The 15520-nt window shown below is 56.5% G+C and carries 19 protein-coding genes; 9 read left to right on the plus strand and 10 right to left on the minus strand.

Annotation, left to right across the window (positions count from 1 at the left end):
• The first annotated feature begins 78 nt into the window (after window positions 1-78).
• Window positions 79-1500, plus strand: a complete 1422-nt coding sequence (locus JAO85_RS18990) for a PD-(D/E)XK nuclease family protein (RefSeq protein WP_202788741.1) — start codon at window positions 79-81, stop codon at window positions 1498-1500.
• A 60-nt stretch (window positions 1501-1560) separates the two neighbouring features.
• On the opposite strand, the gene JAO85_RS18995 is transcribed toward JAO85_RS18990, so the two are convergent.
• Window positions 1561-2241: a hypothetical protein gene (locus tag JAO85_RS18995; protein ID WP_202788742.1), complete on the minus strand. Its 681-nt coding sequence runs from the start codon at window positions 2239-2241 to the stop codon at window positions 1561-1563.
• 253 nt (window positions 2242-2494) lie between these two features.
• A complete protein-coding gene (locus JAO85_RS19000; RefSeq protein ID WP_202788743.1) occupies window positions 2495-3136 on the minus strand; it encodes an HNH endonuclease in 642 nt (213 codons plus the stop codon).
• A 531-nt stretch (window positions 3137-3667) separates the two neighbouring features.
• Between JAO85_RS19000 and JAO85_RS19005 the strand changes: the two genes are divergently transcribed.
• Window positions 3668-4006: a hypothetical protein gene (locus tag JAO85_RS19005; protein WP_202788744.1), complete on the plus strand. Its 339-nt coding sequence runs from the start codon at window positions 3668-3670 to the stop codon at window positions 4004-4006.
• 66 nt (window positions 4007-4072) lie between these two features.
• A complete protein-coding gene (locus JAO85_RS19010) occupies window positions 4073-4642 on the plus strand; it encodes a hypothetical protein (RefSeq protein WP_202788745.1) in 570 nt (189 codons plus the stop codon).
• A gap of 305 nt (window positions 4643-4947) precedes the next feature.
• On the opposite strand, the gene JAO85_RS19015 is transcribed toward JAO85_RS19010, so the two are convergent.
• Window positions 4948-5373 (minus strand): nuclear transport factor 2 family protein, encoded by a 426-nt coding sequence (locus JAO85_RS19015; protein ID WP_003062329.1) that lies wholly within the window; start codon window positions 5371-5373, stop codon window positions 4948-4950.
• Between the two features lie 290 nt (window positions 5374-5663).
• Here JAO85_RS19015 and JAO85_RS19020 point away from each other — a divergent pair, with 290 nt between their 5' ends.
• Window positions 5664-5873 (plus strand): molybdopterin-binding protein, encoded by a 210-nt coding sequence (locus JAO85_RS19020; protein ID WP_003062306.1) that lies wholly within the window; start codon window positions 5664-5666, stop codon window positions 5871-5873.
• A gap of 220 nt (window positions 5874-6093) precedes the next feature.
• On the opposite strand, the gene JAO85_RS19025 is transcribed toward JAO85_RS19020, so the two are convergent.
• The 3 genes from JAO85_RS19025 to JAO85_RS19035 form a co-directional block, all read right to left on the minus strand.
• Window positions 6094-6426, minus strand: a complete 333-nt coding sequence (locus JAO85_RS19025) for a hypothetical protein (protein WP_202788746.1) — start codon at window positions 6424-6426, stop codon at window positions 6094-6096.
• A gap of 148 nt (window positions 6427-6574) precedes the next feature.
• Complete coding sequence (locus tag JAO85_RS19030; protein WP_202788747.1) at window positions 6575-6916, minus strand: hypothetical protein; 342 nt, start codon at window positions 6914-6916, stop codon at window positions 6575-6577.
• 75 nt (window positions 6917-6991) lie between these two features.
• Window positions 6992-7915 (minus strand): LysR family transcriptional regulator, encoded by a 924-nt coding sequence (locus JAO85_RS19035; protein ID WP_202788748.1) that lies wholly within the window; start codon window positions 7913-7915, stop codon window positions 6992-6994.
• Window positions 7916-8011: 96 nt separating this feature from the next.
• Between JAO85_RS19035 and JAO85_RS19040 the strand changes: the two genes are divergently transcribed.
• From JAO85_RS19040 to blaOXA, 3 genes are all read left to right on the plus strand, one after another.
• Window positions 8012-8533: a DMT family transporter gene (locus JAO85_RS19040; RefSeq protein ID WP_202788749.1), complete on the plus strand. Its 522-nt coding sequence runs from the start codon at window positions 8012-8014 to the stop codon at window positions 8531-8533.
• Window positions 8534-8801: 268 nt separating this feature from the next.
• Window positions 8802-9218 carry a VOC family protein gene (locus JAO85_RS19045; RefSeq protein ID WP_012838609.1) on the plus strand — a complete coding sequence of 139 codons (417 nt, stop codon included), beginning with the start codon at window positions 8802-8804 and terminating at the stop codon, window positions 9216-9218.
• A gap of 200 nt (window positions 9219-9418) precedes the next feature.
• On the plus strand, window positions 9419-10219 hold the full coding sequence (blaOXA, locus tag JAO85_RS19050) for a class D beta-lactamase (RefSeq protein ID WP_255539059.1): 801 nt from the start codon (window positions 9419-9421) through the stop codon (window positions 10217-10219).
• 117 nt (window positions 10220-10336) lie between these two features.
• Here blaOXA and JAO85_RS19055 read toward each other — a convergent pair whose 3' ends face one another.
• From JAO85_RS19055 to JAO85_RS19065, 3 genes are all read right to left on the minus strand, one after another.
• Entirely contained in the window at window positions 10337-11056 is a 720-nt protein-coding gene (locus JAO85_RS19055) for a PA1136 family autoinducer-binding transcriptional regulator (RefSeq protein ID WP_034354045.1), read from the minus strand.
• A 1-nt stretch (window position 11057) separates the two neighbouring features.
• Window positions 11058-11906, minus strand: a complete 849-nt coding sequence (gene hchA, locus JAO85_RS19060; RefSeq protein ID WP_039048894.1) for a glyoxalase III HchA — start codon at window positions 11904-11906, stop codon at window positions 11058-11060.
• A gap of 429 nt (window positions 11907-12335) precedes the next feature.
• The gene (locus JAO85_RS19065) at window positions 12336-13736 is read right to left on the minus strand and encodes a PLP-dependent aminotransferase family protein (RefSeq protein WP_177340828.1); all 1401 of its coding nucleotides are present in this window, start codon (window positions 13734-13736) and stop codon (window positions 12336-12338) included.
• Between the two features lie 169 nt (window positions 13737-13905).
• Here JAO85_RS19065 and JAO85_RS19070 point away from each other — a divergent pair, with 169 nt between their 5' ends.
• A complete protein-coding gene (locus JAO85_RS19070; protein ID WP_034381030.1) occupies window positions 13906-14139 on the plus strand; it encodes a hypothetical protein in 234 nt (77 codons plus the stop codon).
• 165 nt (window positions 14140-14304) lie between these two features.
• On the opposite strand, the gene JAO85_RS19075 is transcribed toward JAO85_RS19070, so the two are convergent.
• A complete protein-coding gene (locus tag JAO85_RS19075; RefSeq protein WP_202788750.1) occupies window positions 14305-15186 on the minus strand; it encodes a LysR family transcriptional regulator in 882 nt (293 codons plus the stop codon).
• 51 nt (window positions 15187-15237) lie between these two features.
• Between JAO85_RS19075 and JAO85_RS19080 the strand changes: the two genes are divergently transcribed.
• On the plus strand, window positions 15238-15450 hold the full coding sequence (locus tag JAO85_RS19080) for an EamA family transporter (RefSeq protein ID WP_370552210.1): 213 nt from the start codon (window positions 15238-15240) through the stop codon (window positions 15448-15450).
• Window positions 15451-15520 lie beyond the last annotated feature (70 nt).

Here is a 15520-nt window from a genome sequence, read left to right on the forward strand (position 1 = left end):
AAAATCAGGCGCAGTTAGCTATTCAAATAGTCAAAGGCAGCAGCACAAACGCATGCTGTTTGTCTGAGGGAGGCATACGTGAGCGCGACACCAACCCATCACTTATCAACTCTGCCAGGTGTGGATGCTTTGAAAGCCCTGCTGGGCAATCTGCAAGCCCGGCAGGCTGGCTGGCAGCAAGCCCAACAACTCATGGCTGCACAGTTGGCACCCGATTTTTCGCCCTTTAGCGTGTACCGTAGTCATGAAGTGGATGTGTCGCGTCACCTTGCACTGTTACTGGATCCCAACGAAACACATGGCCAAGGCAGTTTGTTTTGGGATGCGTGGGTAGACCTGGTGCTCGATGCCCAGGGCAAGCAACATTTGCTGTCTGTTGACGGTGAAGATGATAAAGCGGCTGCAGCAGAGCAAGACCTTAGGGCAGACGACGGCGAGGCTGTAGATATGCCACGGCCGAACAGTGCTTGGCTTCGTCAAAGCGTTGTCGGCAATGTGGAAACAGAGCATTCCACTAGCTCGTTGGATAAGCGCAGATACATCGATTTGTGCGTTCACTTGCAAGCGCCAAACGGCATGTTGGCGATTGAAAACAAGCCTTGGTATTCATCCGTAGATGAGGAAGGCCAATTAGCCGACTACGCAAAGCACTTGTCTCAGTTGGCAAAGGGAAGGCCTTGGCTATTGGTGTACTTGGGGCGCGGGGCACCTGGCGTGCAAAGCATATCGCTTGCTGAGCGTACAGAGTTGACCAAACAGGGGCATTTGGTATGTGTTTCTTGGTCACAGATGCTCCAGATGCTTAGGCAATGCGTACCGAAGATTCAGGCATCCAAAGTGCGCTGGTTTGTAGAGGACTTTATTGACATGCTGGAGGAGGAAACGATGGGTTATGTAGACGAGAAAGAGTTGGCACATGTTGCTCAAGCCTTCAACAATAGCCCTCAGGCTTTAGCGCAAGCGCTATTGCTGCGCGATACCCTGCTGCAGTGGCAATCGAGTCGGTTAGAGCTGTTGAAAGAACAACTCAATAAGCGTTTCGTTGAAGAAGGGGTTAAGCCCCAATGGGGCATCAACACAGAATCTCCTCATAAAAGAAAGGCGTATTTCGCTTTGCCTTTCACAAGTAGCCCAGACGTTACTTTGCGCTTCGAGTGGTATTTTGGCTTTGCTGATGAGGAGAATTTTTACTGGGGCCTGCATATCCCGAGCTTTGACAAGGAAGCCGCAAAAGGCTTGGGGGAGGCACTGATACAAGCAGCACCTCAATTGCCTGCCTCAGATGACGTTGAGGAGATGTGGCCGTTTTGGGTGTATCTCACTGATGACCCATTGTTTACGCCTGATGCCAAGCAAACTGGTGCGACAGCGCTGCACCCTTGGCTGTCTGTAGACCGCCATGAAAACGATTTTGTGACTTTGGTGCTGCAGCGCTATCGCGAGTTGAAGGCGGCACTTCAGTCCGATGCGGTGCAGGTGAGGCTGAAGCAGGAGCAATAACAGTCGAGGCCTAAGACTTGCTAAGAATTGGGCGGGCCGATGCCCGCCCTGTCACGTCGATCAGTTGCTCGCAAAGCAGTACATCAGCCCGGCGCTGCCGCTCTGCTGCAACTGCTCGACGCTGCAGCCGCGCGTGCCGTGCGACGAGTTCCACGAGGCATTGGCTACAGGGTCGGGGTTGGTGCCCTTGTGGTCGTGGTGGCCCACGATGGCGGATCCGCCGTCGCTCTTGGTCCAGTTGCCGCAGGTGGTGTCCTTGCCGGGCTCGGGCACGGCCAGCGTGCCGTCAGGGCGCGAGCCGGTCAGGATGTCGTGGCGGTTGACCTCATCGCCAAAGCCCGAGACGATTTCGCCCTTTTCAGTCAGCGAGGTGTCCTTGCCGACCTTGGCATTGGCGCTGTGCAGGTCGGCCACGCTGGTGGCAATGACCACGCCCTTGGCGTTGCGCCACGGGCCGTTGCCAATGCGATCGCGCGCATTGACGGCCGGTTGGCCATTCAGGGCAGCGTTGCTCAGATAGGCGCGCCAGGTTTTGTTGCCTGCGCCCACGCTTGCGGCCAGCGACTGGCAGTAGCGATCAGCCCCGGCCAGCCCGCCCAGGTCGCCGCCCTTGCCGGGGTTGGTGCTGGTGATGAAGAAGCTCATGGGGTTGCCGCCCGACGCCCCCATGGCGCCGCAACCCACAATCAGTGCGGCAGCCGCAAGGGCGGTGCTGGCAGAAAGAACCAAACGACGGGACATGGCAGGCTCCTGAGCAATAGTGGAGCCAGCAGGCTAACGCAAGGCGGTGTCAGCGGCAATATGGGGGGCTGTGAGTTGAATCTATCCCCATGGCTGTTGTTTGGATAAACAGCGCTGCAATCTGCCAGTGGCAAGTAATTGGGGACGCGATCAGTTGGATAGGCATGTCGCTTATGGGCTGATTGCTGTACATGCTTATCGATTGATGGGGCTCAGAGGCCGTGAAGCCACCAAGTGTCGCAGTTCAGAGCAGTTAGGGATTAGAGTCAGCTTGGAGCATTGCCTTTACTTCTTCAATTGAGAGGCAGCCGTTGCGCATATGGATGACTGCATGACAATTTGGACAAACAGGACGGAGGTCATGGACTGGATCGACTTTGTGTTCAGCTCGCTGGACTGCCAGTGGGTGCAGGTGGTGAACATGGATGAAGTCACGAGCGAAATCCCCATATACCTTCCCAAAGTTAAAGTTGCAGACGGCACATGATGTTCCATGCACCTCGATGCAACGTCGACGTGCTTCCGGGTTTCTTTCGAAGGCATTTACCGTCACAGTCTGAACTGAGCCTTCTTTCAGACTATCAGTCTGAACTTCCTCCGGGAATCGAAAGTCTGTTCGCCCAAGGTCGAACTTTGAAGCGATGGCGCTTAAGTATGATTTGTTGAAGAGCTTTCCTGCGCGGGCGAGTTCATTCGCGCGACCTGAGCCATAGGCGGCGCAGAACTTGACTATCTCTGAGTTTCCTACTGTCCGGCTAGTACCTTTGGACGTCGTAATGGTTATACCTTTGTTCGAGACGACGAACCAAAAGGTCTTCGCGTTTGATTGCGTCTCCCAATGATCGTGTTGCGCGATTTTGGCAAAAGCAAGGAATTCGGTCGCAGTAAGGCTCATTACTACTGGCTCCTAACGTTAGGCATGAGTGGCGCTCATCCCTAGCATTGAAACGTATACAGATCCAGGGTGCTGGCCTCCTTCTGCGTTGCTCGCCGCATGGTTGCTGGATCGAGGCCGTCAGCGAGTTCACTATAGCTTGTGTAACCAGCGAGCCTAAGTGCAATAGATGCATGGGGGCGTAAGGTAGTCAAAATTGAGCGATTCTAGGTTGTTGAGTGACTGGCTTCTGATTGGATTCTCTGAGGGGAGGCGACAGTCGCAGATCGGGCAGACGCGGATATTGGTGAGGGGCTGCCATCAAACCTCAACTCTACGAGGAAAGCAGCTTTTGCCCGCCACATGGTGCGCTAGATTCGTCCCACAATTAGGCTCAACACTGATCGCTGCTCAACGTAGCGCTGTGCTCAAATGTTACGGAGGAATCGCCCACAACTTGCATATCCCCCATTAGGCCTCGCCACCACTACCATGACGCAACCTACAAAGTACTGGCGGATGAGTTTTGCGTCGACAGCAGACCTCGATTACATGCTTACTTATGGAACGCTCATCTGCCCGATGACTGGACTTTACAGCTCTAAGTACGACCCCGAAGACTGCATCGCTCGTCGAATGAAAAAAGGCGACGGTATATTTTTGGGGAAACTTGATGAAGACACTGGTAAGGCCAATATTTATGCTATTGGCATAATTGGAAATCAGAAGCCAGTGACTTTGGTTCGTTGGAAGCGAATTTCAAAGGTTGTCTTTCCAAATCCACAAGGAGGAATTCCCCCTTGGCGGGAACGTTGCTTTCTTTTTGAGGGTACTCGTGCTGAAGTGTATAACCTGGCAGCGGAGTTTTTGATCTACTTCCCTGATGAATAACACATAAGAGTTAGGCATGAGCCATCGTTGCAATCTTACTGTTAGATCCTAGTGAGGGAGGCGTCGATGCTGAAAAACCAAGCTAAATATCAGATAAGAATCTCTAAACTCGAAGAGGAGAATGAGCGTTTGAGACGTGAACTTGATTTTTTGCGGGCACATCCAGCAATCTCTCAAGGCATGCGCGGCGAGCTTCTGATTATTAAAAATTTTAATGGGGCAGCAACTTCGTACACGGCTTCTCACGACTTCATCACTGAAACTGGTATTAAGGTGGAAATCAAGTACAGCAAGCTCAATCAACCTAACAAGAGATCACCCACAAAGCGCTGGAACTGGGGTAAGCCACTTGGATGGCTTGATAAGGGGAAGGACTATGACTTTCTGCTTCTTATCGGCGAGAAGGATCACAGATATGCTGTGGATTTCCTCGATAAATCGCCATATGTTTATTTCTTGCTTCCTATCGTCGCCGTTCCTGAAGTAATGAGTAAGGGAGTTTCAGTCGGAGGAATGATTCAGATCACAACAAACCTACCCAAGCTTCGTCAGAAAAAATTTCCTCCCCAATTATTGAAATTTCAAAGTGCTTTCGAGAGCTTGAAAGATTTATTGGGAAGCGCGTCTTCGACCTAACCATATTCTTCAGAGTGGTCTCCAATTGTCGGAGAAGTTTGACTGCTTTAGAGTAGCAGAATCACTGAAATTAAGGACTACTCTGGGTCGTACTTAGGTTTTCTCGGGGACCGCATCGAAAAAATAATAGTTGGTGTGGCTGCGAACATCGAAATGCCAGGGGAATTTTCTGGGGAGTTTGGGGGTGCGACGGGGATTGAAGTGATGTCGCTCAGAGGGAGATAGCCCCGCTGCACCCCCCGTAAACCCCGGCCTGATCGGTTCGATTCCCATCGCATAGACACCGATGCCTCAGACCGTGTGGATCAGGCCATATTTGCGGCCCAACTGCGAACTTGCTTTCGTGATTTGATCTTCCAGCCATCCTTTGTGCGCTCAAGGCTGTCTTCATACCAAAGGCCGCTCACAAAAGTGGTTTCTTTGCCTTCAGGTGTCTTGCCCGTCATGGGGACGATGGCCGCAGATCGGGCGGTGGCGCTATTTCCTGCCAGATCAATTTTGACGGTAGAGACTGTGTGCTGTGTCGAGGCCAGGCTGCCAAGGATTGGTACAAAAAACTCTTGCAGCTCGGCAGGAGAGCCTTTGGGTCCACCAAAAGCGGTGAAGTCCAAAATCGCATCAGGAAGAAATATCGCTTGAAACGAGTGCCAGTCCTTTTCGTCTAAGGCATGACAGTACCGTGCCAGGAGTTCGTTGATTTCTACCTTGTCCGAGATGTCCTGAAGTGTCATTACTGGCTCCGTTTGGAAGTCATGATTTGAACCAGTCAGGACAATACGTGTATCTGCCGCTTGGGCATCGTCTGTATCGACTATCGCGCATGTAGCGGTAATTGTTGAGGAGCATTTGACTCACAAAGGCTGGCGAATGTCCGCAGCCGACAACCGATTGCGGCTGTCGCTGCTCGGCCCCTTGCAGTCATACAGCGGCTGATAGGACCTCTATATGGCAGAGCTTCTACTGCCATCGAGTCGCTGAATATATGCTCTTGTCCGTCGTCATTTCTTCAGATACAGATACTATGAAAATCAGTGCTCGCAATGTCTTGCAAGGCAAGGTTATCTCGATTGTCACGGGCCCAGTCAGCACGGAATTGACACTGGAAGTTGCCCCTGGTGTGAGAGTCACGTCCTCTATCACCTCGACGTCGGCCCAGTCCCTGGGGTTGAAAGAGGGCGACAACGCATATGCCGTCATTAAAGCGTCGTCGGTAATGGTCGCTGTGGATTAAACAGCTCTTCTGTCTAAGCAAGGAGGCTCCTAAGGGAGCCTTTCTGATTCAGCCAGTTCAGATCAGTTGGATGCGCTAAGTTAAAAACTTCTTTCGCAAGCAACGGCCTCCAGACCGGCGCAGCGGATAGCACGGCGATGTTTGCGCAGACAGCCAACAGGCATCAGAAGCCGGGACAAGGGATTGCTGCGCTTCTGAATTTCGGGGCGTTGAGGTCCAATCAGGTCAGGTGGTCTTCCACAATCAACCAGCCCATGCTCCCAACCCCATCATTGATGATGTCCAGGTGGTTGCCGCCCTCGTACAGGCGAATGTTCTGACCAACGAAGGCTCTGGGTGCAAGGCGCTCAATATGGGACAGGGCCAGCCTTATTTGCTCGCCAAGCTCAGAAAGTGACTTTTGAGAGTAGTCAATGTCGATAGCCTCGGCCAGCAGTCCATAGACAACTCTCCTTTTCCCCTCTTCGGGGAAAGCGAGCACCTTTGTATGCAAGAGCTCTGCATCCGAAAATTTGCGACCAGTGAGCTTTTCAAAAACTTCAATGCTTGGCAAAGTTCCCTCCTAGCGCTGCGTGACTCAATGTAACCAGCATAGTCGAGCGCAATGAAGAGATGCAAGCAGCAAGAGCGCGTAGTTACGCCTACTTCACCAATGAATTCAGGACTGCAAACGACGCAGACCAGCTGCTGGGCATGGTTTGTCAATCGCCCTCAGGTGCCTGATCCTGCCCGTGAAAGGCTTCCCATGCAGCTGCTTCCAGCTCACCGCAATCAGAGATGAGATTGCCGCTCTCATCATGAAGCGTATACGTTTGTTGCTCACCTCCAAGGCTCGCGGCGCCATCAAGTCCCAGCAGCAAGGTATACATGGTGTCTCCCAGCACCGAATCCAGAATCGCTCGAAGTTGCTCGTGCTGCTTGGGCGTGAGCTCCAGAGCTTCGATCCGCGCTGCGACCTCCGACTCCTCATGAGCATTCATGAAAGACAAAAGAAGTTCTGATTTGAGCTTGACCCAGTTTTCAACAAATTGTTTGGCGTTCATCGTTACATGCGCAGTCATCGGCAGAGTCCTGGAGACTGAAGAAAAATTACCGCAAAAGTCGCGACTTGTGGCAACTCACTGCTGGCCAGCATTCGGTTTGCAGCTGTTCATCACAGCAAGCCTGAGCCAGGCCAGCGCAGGATCATTGTGCTTTCGCGCATGCCAGGCCTGTTGGTATGCCATTTTCGGCAGTTGCAATTGGCGTGGAGGCGCAAACTGCCGCAGATTCTTGAATGAGCGCAGCGGTCCGACAGCACGACGGGCAATCGTCAGAACCAGATCGGTACCTGGCAGCAATTCAACCGCAGCGCTCCAGTGTGGCAAGGCCACCGCAATCCTCCTTTTGAGTCCCTTGGCGGCGAGTGCGCGCTCGATCTCGTCGTTCGCATCCGGCCTCAATGCCAGCATGACATGAGGGCGCGTCAGCCATTCCTCCAGCGACAGTCCTCCTTTTTCCGGACTGACGGCCTTGTCTGCGAGACAGATGAAATCCTCTTCGAACAGTGTTTCGACCTGGATGTCTTGTGCAAGATCGGGAAAGATCCCCAGAGCCAGATCCAGTTCACCATCGGCTAGCTGTACCAGCATGGCATCCCGGCTGGCCTGACTGATGGCGAAGTCAAAGCCGGGCGCATGTTTGCGGACATATCGCATCAGGTCCGGAAGTACCAGACGAGCCGCATAGTCGGACAGTGACAGCCTGAATCGTCGTTGTGCCTGCAGTGGATCGAACTGAGGTGTTCCCAGCAGAGTATTGAGGCTGCCCAAAGCCTCCGAGAGTGGTTGCAGCAGCCCATTGCCTCGGGCCGTCAGCTCCAGCTTCCCCTGCTTGCGCACCAGCAATGGGTCATTGAAATGCTCGCGCAGCTGAGCTAGCGAATGACTCACTGCCGGTTGGCTCTTGTGCAGGCGCATGGCAGCCCTGGTCACGTGCTTCTCGGTCAGCAACGCGTGAAGTGCCAGCAGCAGATTGAGGTCGATACGGCGCAAATCATCCATGCGAAGAATAGTACACGTGCATATAAACGATTTCCATAATTAATCCGTATGCAAGACCATTCAGACATTGCTTAGACATTTGAAGGAGTGGCAGATATGAACAGCAAGATGGCATTGATGACGGTCGCCTCACTGGGCATGGCCTTGCTGGCGGGGGCCATCCTGCCTTTTCAGGCCGCTGCAAATGCCAACGCAGGCCGTGCTCTGGGTCACCCTTTCTGGGGGGCTGCCACATCGCTGGTGATCAGCCTGGCCGTGATGGTGCCCATGCTGATTCTGGTCAAAGCCTCCATGCCGAATTTCAGCAATGCGTTTCACGGTCCCTGGTGGTTGTGGATCGGCGGTGTCCTGGGGGCTGTTTACGTCGCCAGTGCTGCAGCCCTGATACCCAAACTGGGTGCCGGCGGATTTCTGGTTGCCGTGGTCGCAGGACAGATGGTCGTGGCGGTATTGATCGATCACTTCGGTGTCATGGGACTGGAGCCCAAGCCCATCAATGTCATGCGTGTGCTGGGTGTGCTCCTGATTCTTGGCGGGGTGTTCCTGATCCAGGGAGCGGGAGCAGCCAGGCCTGCCGCCGCTGCGATCCCCGCCACCTCCGGCGTGGGCTTGGCTTGAGCACAAAAATAGTGATTGGCCCACTGGAGCGGCGCCAGTGCGCTGAACGCTTCTCGAAAGGAAATGGACATCAGCGCCTCACGCCGGAATGCTCAATGCGAGCCCTTGGGTGGACATCGCGGCCCCATGCCGTAACTGCTTGACAAGATCAAGCAAGCACAGGCCTTCCGATCAAGAAGAATGTCCCTGACGCTCGCCGAACGTCTGGGGTTTCATCACACCAAGTGCATACGATTAGGAGTGTGCATGTCTGGAGCAGGAGATCGCCATGAGCAAATTCAGTATTCAGCACATTGATCACATCGTGTTGCGCGTCACCGACCTGGAGCGCAGCATCCGCTTTTACCAAGCGGTCCTGGGCTGTGCCTTGGTGAAGCGTCGCGAGGATCTGGGTATGGTTCATCTGCGAGCTGGTGCATCCATGATTGATCTGGTGGATGTTGAGGGCCCTTTAGGCCGTGCTGGCGGAGCCGCGGCCTCAAGCGAGCGCAGAAATGTCGATCATTTCTGCCTGCGTATCGAGCCTTTTGATGAGCAAGCCATCCTCGCCCATTTGGCTGGCCATGGTCTTGAGGCGGATGGGGCGGTGCGGCGCTTTGGCGCTGACGGCATGGGCCTGTCCATTTACTGCAAAGACCCGGACGGCAATCAGCTTGAACTTAAAGGGCCAGCGAGCGCCGATTGACAACTCAGGCGGCAGTCCGTACTCCCGGAGTGCTCGCTATGCCCGATCTGGTTGCTCGAAAGACAGCCTCTGGCTGTGGATTCAAGCGATTGCGGCTGCCGCTGTCCGGCCCGCAAGAGACGCTGCCCATCACGGCAAGGTGTCACCGCTCCTGTCCCTGTCAACTCAGGACGGGTTCGTTTGACCCTTAAACTAGCCGCATGAATCGACGTAGTCTGGTCTTATCCGCCCTGGCCGCAGGGTTTGCTCAAGTGACGGCGGCAGGCCCCCAGCCTCAAGAAATGGCCGAGTGGTCTCGGTTTTTCACAGAAGCCGATGCGCAAGGCAGCATCGTTGTTCTCGATGCACGCGATAACTCTGAAACTACCCACGTCTACGACGTGTCGCGTTCCGCTCGGCGTTACTCGCCAGCCTCTACCTTCAAGATTCCGCACAGCCTGTTTGCGCTTGATGCAGGGCTGCTGCGTGATGAATTTCAGCTTATTCAATGGGATGGCGTGAAACGACCTGTGGAGGCCTGGAACGTGGACCAGAATCTGCGCTCCGCGATGAGGAACTCCACCGTCTGGGTGTATGAGCGCTTCGCCAAGGAACTCGGCGATGCACGTGAGACCGCCTATATGCGAAAGATTGGGTATGGCAATGCGGTCGCCACTGGCGACAAGCCATTCTGGGTTGAGGGCGACCTCGCCATCTCGTCTTTCGAGCAGATTGCTTTCTTGCAACGGCTTTACCGCAATCAACTGCCTTTCCAGGTCGAGCACCAGCGGCTTGTGAAGGACGTGATGGTCAATGAAGCAGGACCTGACTGGATACTGCGTGCAAAAACGGGCTGGACCGGAAAAATCGGCTGGTGGGTGGGCTGGGTAGAGTGGCCCAGCGGCCCCGTCTTCTTCGCCTTGAACATGGACACGCCCAACAGACTTGCCGACCTTGCCAAACGGCAAAGCATCACACGCAATATTCTGCGCTCCATTAAAGCGCTACCCACTTCAGCATAGATCTGGACCGGGAGCAGAAGCCGGCAGGGCTGTGTCTTGAAGAGCTCCTGTGGCCGGTTCCTGCCCCCCGTTTACATGCTCCAAAGGGATACTTGAGATGTGAGCCGACATGGATAGTCAGGCGACGATCTCTCCGTTGCGGATCGCCACGCGAATGGCCTGCGCCGTCGTGGCAACGCCCAGGCGCTTGCGGATGCGGCGCAGGTGGTTTTCCACAGTGCGTTCGGACAGGCCGAGGGTTGCGGCAATCTCCGTCTGCCGCCGGCCGGCGGCCGTCCATGCGAGCACCTCACGTTCGCGATCGGACAAGGGGCCGAGCTCCTCTTGCGCGGGCAGCTCCAGCAGCCTGCGCGCCGTGCGGAATGCGGTTTGGGCGATCAGCTCCAGCGCCAGCCGGGCCTGCGGCGAGGCATCGATGCGCTCGCCGCCCAGGCTCATCGCGCCTTCCAGCCCCAGGAGGCCGAATACAGGCACTTGCAGACCGTGGATACCCGGGCCCTGCGGCGCGCGGACGACGCTGTAACGCTCGCCCTGAGCGCCGTTGGTCTTGGTCCAGAAGAAGGGCTGGTTCGTCTCCAGGATATGGCGCGTCACCGGGCAGTGCCGCACGTAGGTTTCAGCATCGACAGGCGCGCCCGTGCCGAACCAGTCGCCTTCGATCCAGTAGATGCGCTCCACCGCATCGTCCCGAGCGCTGGAAGCCGAGAACAGCACAAAACGGTCGTACCCCAGCGGCGCGCCGACAGCACGCACCGTATCCTGGATTGCGGCAAGGCTGCGGGCGCCCTCGATGGCGAGGGCTCCGTGCAATGCCGCCTGCGCGATTGCAGTGCTCATCTCAGGCCGTGACTTCCTTGAGCAAGGTTTCGGCCGCGAGTTTGCCAAGCGCATTGCCAGCCAGAGGGCTGTCGCCGGTGATCAGCTGGCGGTCCCGGTGCACGGCACCCGAGATGCCGTCGTTGACAATCTCGAAACCCAGGGCCTTGAGCCTTTCGCCGAACTTCCAGGTCAGGTGACCCGGCATGTAGCCGATGGCCGGGGTCTGCGCATCAAGTGCGTCGGGGAAGGCGCAGATCTTGTAGCCTCGGTAGATGTCGCTGTCGCCAACCGCAAGGAAGGCAGCAGGTCCGTGGCACAGGGAGATGACGAACCGGTTGTTGGCCGCAGCCCATTCCAGCACCGCACCTACGTCACAGCTGTCGGGGATGCCGATCAGCGCGCCATGCCCGCCGGGGACGAAGATGGCGGCGTACTGCTCCAGACCTTGCTCAAGCACCGTCGACAGGCGCAGCGGCTCCTTGAATTGCGAGTGGTACTTGTTGAAGAAGCCCTTGACCGTCTCGTCTTCGGAAGGCATTGCCCAGAACTCGAACTTGACGGGATTTCCCGACACCGTTGCCACATCGAACGCGAATCCCGCCTTGTCCAGGTGGTACATGGGCAGAAGCGTCTCGACCGGGTGGTTGCCGGTGGAGAAAAAGCTGCCGTTATCGGTCAGCAGGTAGCGCTCGTCTGCGCCGATCATCAGGATCTTCTTGCTGCCTTGATAGGTTTTCGCGTAGTCGGCGCCGCTCAGGTCGGACTTGGGCGACGTGAACTGGCTGAGCGAGTAGGGGGAGGGGAAGAACGCATTGAGTTCGGCCGGATCGGGTTGCGGTTGCTTGTCGGGAGTCGATGGTTCAGCCATGGGGCACCTCTGGGGTAGTTTGCGGAGGGCACAACAATGCGGCGGCAAGAAACCTGTGGCAATGAGGGATTTCCGTCAACGCGGGTCGGGCGAAGCCGGCGGCGTGTACTTGCAAAGCAAGTGTGCAGAATCGCGAACTCATCACATGCAGCGCCTGTCGTGCATGGCTCTCCTTCTCAGTCTGATCAAGGCTGGCCGGCCTTGTGATGATGGCGTAATAGGGCAATGTCGGCAGCACCGGATTGCCAGAGATGCCAGAGTGCTTGTTACAAACGGAAAGCTGCAGTCCATCCGCTCAACCTAGAACGACCATATGTCGCGGCCGTATGAGCCCTTTGCGAAAAAAGCCGGCGCAGTCGATGGTTGAGCCGGCCTGGATGCGACCGCATTGAGGGTGCTCCTGAATGGTGCACCGTCTTTCCTGGGCACTTAAACCACCGCAGCGCTGAACGGCTCTGGCCTTCGTGCAAGCAGATGCGACAGCTTTTGAAGGCCCGTCTGCAAGCGTCCACGGTCCTTGATGCTGCCCAGCGAGATGCGAATGGCATTGACGGAGCCGCTGCCGGTGGCGCTGGTTGCGAATGCCTCCGCAGGTGTGACGGCGATGCCCTCGTTGTCGGCCGCACGCGCAAGCTGTGAGGAGTTCCAATACCCTGGCAACTCGAGCCATACATGCAGGCCGTCTCCAGTGCCGCTGTACCTCCCCGCAAGAATATCCCTGGCCATCCAGTGGCGCAGACGCGCCTCCTTGCGTACGCCTTCCATCAAAGCAGCAGCCGAACCGTCGAGAATCCACTGTGTGGCCAGTGCGGCCGTCAGAGGAGCGACCATCAGCGCAAATGACCTGAGCGCGACCAGGAAGCGTTCGCGTTCATGCGGGTCACGTATGAGCACGAAGGCGACACGCAAGCCGGGCGTCAGGCATTTCGACAGGGTCGAGATGTAGGACACCTGTTCAGGGGCAAACGTGGCAATAGGTGGCGGCGGTGCATCGGCAAGCAGCCAGTAGGGATCATCCTCGACGATGCGTACATTGCAGCGCTTGGCGATGTTGGCGAGCTCCTTGCGCCGGCGCTCCGGAATGGTGATGGCGGTCGGGTTCTGCAATGTAGGGTTGAGGTAGAGCAGCCCAGGCTGGTGCTGATGGCAGGCTTGCTCCAGCATCTCGGGCACCATCCCATGCTGGTCCGCTTCCACCGCAACGATGCGCCGGCCGAACTGGGTCGCAGCAGTACGCAGGCCCGGATAACTTGCCGGCTCTGTCAGTATCACATCGCCAGGCTTCGTCAGCGCCAGGATCAATGCGGCAATTGCAGCTTGAGCGCCCGGACAGACAACAACCTGTGCTGAATCCAGAGCTCCAAACATCGGCTCCAGCCATCTGGCTCCTGCCTTGCGGTCGGAGTCGCTTCCTCCGCCCAGGTGGTAAGTCATCAGCAATGCGGTGTCTGCCCCCATCATTACCTGAGAAAGGCCTTGTTTCAGCAGGTCGTCGAAGTCCACGCCAGCGGGTGGGGGAGGAGTGTTCATGCTTAGGTCGAGGACCGAAGTCAGTTCAATTCTCGGTGCCGCGACATAGGTGCCTCGCGCGCCGCGGCCTTCGAGCAGATGGCGGCGTCTGGCTTCGTCGTATGCGCGCGTGACCGTTGTCAGGTCGAGGTTCAGCTGTGCTGCCAACTGGCGCTGCGGGGGCAGACGATCACCCGGTTTCAGCGAACCGTCTGCCATTGCCGCCTGCAAGGCATCAGCAATCTGCAAGAAGCGCGGCCCGCCATGCACGGCCAATCGCGGCAGCCAAACTGGCAAACTGTCATCTTGTATGGTTTTCATACGCAGACATTTTGTCTCAATGTATGGAAATTGCTTTTAAGTAATATGCCTCAGAGCGTGTGGCGACCCCATTCTTGTATGGCAATCGCCGACGTTTTCGCCTCTCTCCCTAGGGGGGCGGTGTTCCTCACGGTAGACAGTGTCAAGTCATAGGCTGGAAATTTTCAAAATGATCGATTGGGTCCCTGTAATCTTTGTTACGTTCAAGGTTCTCATCTTCGGCGCATGCATGTTCTTCGCCATCAAGTGGCATTACGACCAAGGCAAGAAGGGGATGGACAGGCGCGCGCTGCTGCGCACGGGCGGCAAAGTGGCTGCCGCCTTCATGCTGGCGCTGTTGTGTGTGCTGCTGTTCACCTTCGGCCTTGCCAATATGCTCGGCATGGACTTGAGCCTGCCATGACGGCGAAGACTGCTTGGCCGATATCCAGTCATGCAATGAACCTTGCATTCATCGCTCGGCCATGACTGGCTGCCTTATCGAAGATGGCAATCTGCCTTGCATGGCCTTTGCAGACTACCTTTGGCTCCAGGCATTCGGGAGACCACTTGCTTCGGATGACAAGGTTCACTCAATCGCCAGGCTGCCTCTGCTTTTCCGGGCCAGCTCGACAAAAGCCAAAGCAGCGGGCGAGAGCTTGTCAAAGCTCAGCGCGGCCAACGCGATTTTCCGGCGACAACGGGGCTTTAGCGGGCGGTAGACAACACCTGCCGGGGGCTCGGGCAGAGCCAGGCGTGCGGCAATGGTGACTGCCTCGCCTTGCGCTACAAAGCCCATCATCGAGGTGAGCTGCTCAAACTTGAACAGAGTTCTGGGTGAGGCGCCCTGGCTGGCCAAAAAAGCATCGATATGGGGGCCTGAGCCTGCGCTGGTACGGATAAAGGGCTGTCCATGAAAGCTCATGGCAGTGATGGCCGATTGGGACGCAAGGGGGTGCGCAGCAGGCAGCACCGCCACCAGCTCGTCTTCGGCCAGGGTCAGGGTGTCAAAGCGCTCGTCGGGCAAGACGACAAAGCCCAGTTCCACGCGCCGCTCCAGCAGCCACTGAACGACTGTGTCGTCCATGGCTTCCTCAATGTGCACCTCGACCAGGGGGTGCTTCTGCTGAAAACGTGCCAGGAGCTTCGGCAGCAGGCGCAGCGACGAGGTGGCGCCAAAAGATGCGATGCGCAAGGTGCCCCGGGCAATGCCATGCTCCGCATCGGCTTCCTGCTGCAATGCCTCTTTTTGCTGAAGGATGTCATTGGCGCGGCTCAGTAGCCTGGCGCCCACTTCGGTCAGTGTTGTCGCTGCTCCTTCTCGTTTGAAAAGCGAGACGCCCAGCTCTGTCTCCAACTGCTTGATGGCATGGCTGACGCCGCTCTGGGAAATACCCAACACACCCGCTGCGCGAGAGAAGCTGCCGACTCGGGCGAGCGCTGCAAAGACTTCGAGTTGCGTGAATGTCATGAGCTTTTACTCATTCGACGATGAATACTGATTATCAGATAGTAACGTCTCATGAACACATCACGAACTTCCACCCATTTGGGATTGATCGGCATGGCTGCCCTGTGGGGCGCCTCCTGGCCCTGGGGACGCATCGTCGCGCAAGCCATGCCTCCGCTGGCAGCGGCCAGCCTGCGCTTCTTTCTGGCTGGTTTCCTGCTGGTGCTGTGGCTGTACCGCAGCGGGCGCATGGGTGCATTGCGTGTTCTGGGGCCTCGCTGTTGATTTCCACCCAGAAGTGACCCACTAGCCCCCGGTTTTTCCATCTCAATCTGACCCACGCATTAACCCTAGC

This window comes from Comamonas sp. NyZ500 (assembly GCF_016772095.1).
Taxonomy (GTDB): domain Bacteria; phylum Pseudomonadota; class Gammaproteobacteria; order Burkholderiales; family Burkholderiaceae_C; genus Comamonas; species Comamonas thiooxydans.

What these genes read in the sequence shown, in the direction of transcription:
- JAO85_RS19055 (WP_034354045.1), bottom strand. Translation starts at nt 11,056, where the DNA reads ATGAGCACTGCAATCGCGCAGGCGGCATTGCACGGAGCCCTCGCCATC.
- JAO85_RS19020 (WP_003062306.1), top strand. Translation starts at nt 5,664, where the DNA reads ATGAAAATCAGTGCTCGCAATGTCTTGCAAGGCAAGGTTATCTCGATT.
- JAO85_RS19075 (WP_202788750.1), bottom strand. Translation starts at nt 15,186, where the DNA reads ATGACATTCACGCAACTCGAAGTCTTTGCAGCGCTCGCCCGAGTCGGC.
- JAO85_RS19035 (WP_202788748.1), bottom strand. Translation starts at nt 7,915, where the DNA reads ATGGATGATTTGCGCCGTATCGACCTCAATCTGCTGCTGGCACTTCAC.
- JAO85_RS19040 (WP_202788749.1), top strand. Translation starts at nt 8,012, where the DNA reads ATGAACAGCAAGATGGCATTGATGACGGTCGCCTCACTGGGCATGGCC.
- JAO85_RS19030 (WP_202788747.1), bottom strand. Translation starts at nt 6,916, where the DNA reads ATGAACGCCAAACAATTTGTTGAAAACTGGGTCAAGCTCAAATCAGAA.
- JAO85_RS19010 (WP_202788745.1), top strand. Translation starts at nt 4,073, where the DNA reads ATGCTGAAAAACCAAGCTAAATATCAGATAAGAATCTCTAAACTCGAA.
- JAO85_RS19000 (WP_202788743.1), bottom strand. Translation starts at nt 3,136, where the DNA reads ATGAGCCTTACTGCGACCGAATTCCTTGCTTTTGCCAAAATCGCGCAA.
- JAO85_RS19015 (WP_003062329.1), bottom strand. Translation starts at nt 5,373, where the DNA reads ATGACACTTCAGGACATCTCGGACAAGGTAGAAATCAACGAACTCCTG.
- blaOXA (WP_255539059.1), top strand. Translation starts at nt 9,419, where the DNA reads ATGAATCGACGTAGTCTGGTCTTATCCGCCCTGGCCGCAGGGTTTGCT.
- JAO85_RS19080 (WP_370552210.1), top strand. Translation starts at nt 15,238, where the DNA reads ATGAACACATCACGAACTTCCACCCATTTGGGATTGATCGGCATGGCT.
- hchA (WP_039048894.1), bottom strand. Translation starts at nt 11,906, where the DNA reads ATGGCTGAACCATCGACTCCCGACAAGCAACCGCAACCCGATCCGGCC.
- JAO85_RS19005 (WP_202788744.1), top strand. Translation starts at nt 3,668, where the DNA reads ATGCTTACTTATGGAACGCTCATCTGCCCGATGACTGGACTTTACAGC.
- JAO85_RS19045 (WP_012838609.1), top strand. Translation starts at nt 8,802, where the DNA reads ATGAGCAAATTCAGTATTCAGCACATTGATCACATCGTGTTGCGCGTC.
- JAO85_RS18995 (WP_202788742.1), bottom strand. Translation starts at nt 2,241, where the DNA reads ATGTCCCGTCGTTTGGTTCTTTCTGCCAGCACCGCCCTTGCGGCTGCC.
- JAO85_RS19065 (WP_177340828.1), bottom strand. Translation starts at nt 13,736, where the DNA reads ATGAAAACCATACAAGATGACAGTTTGCCAGTTTGGCTGCCGCGATTG.
- JAO85_RS19070 (WP_034381030.1), top strand. Translation starts at nt 13,906, where the DNA reads ATGATCGATTGGGTCCCTGTAATCTTTGTTACGTTCAAGGTTCTCATC.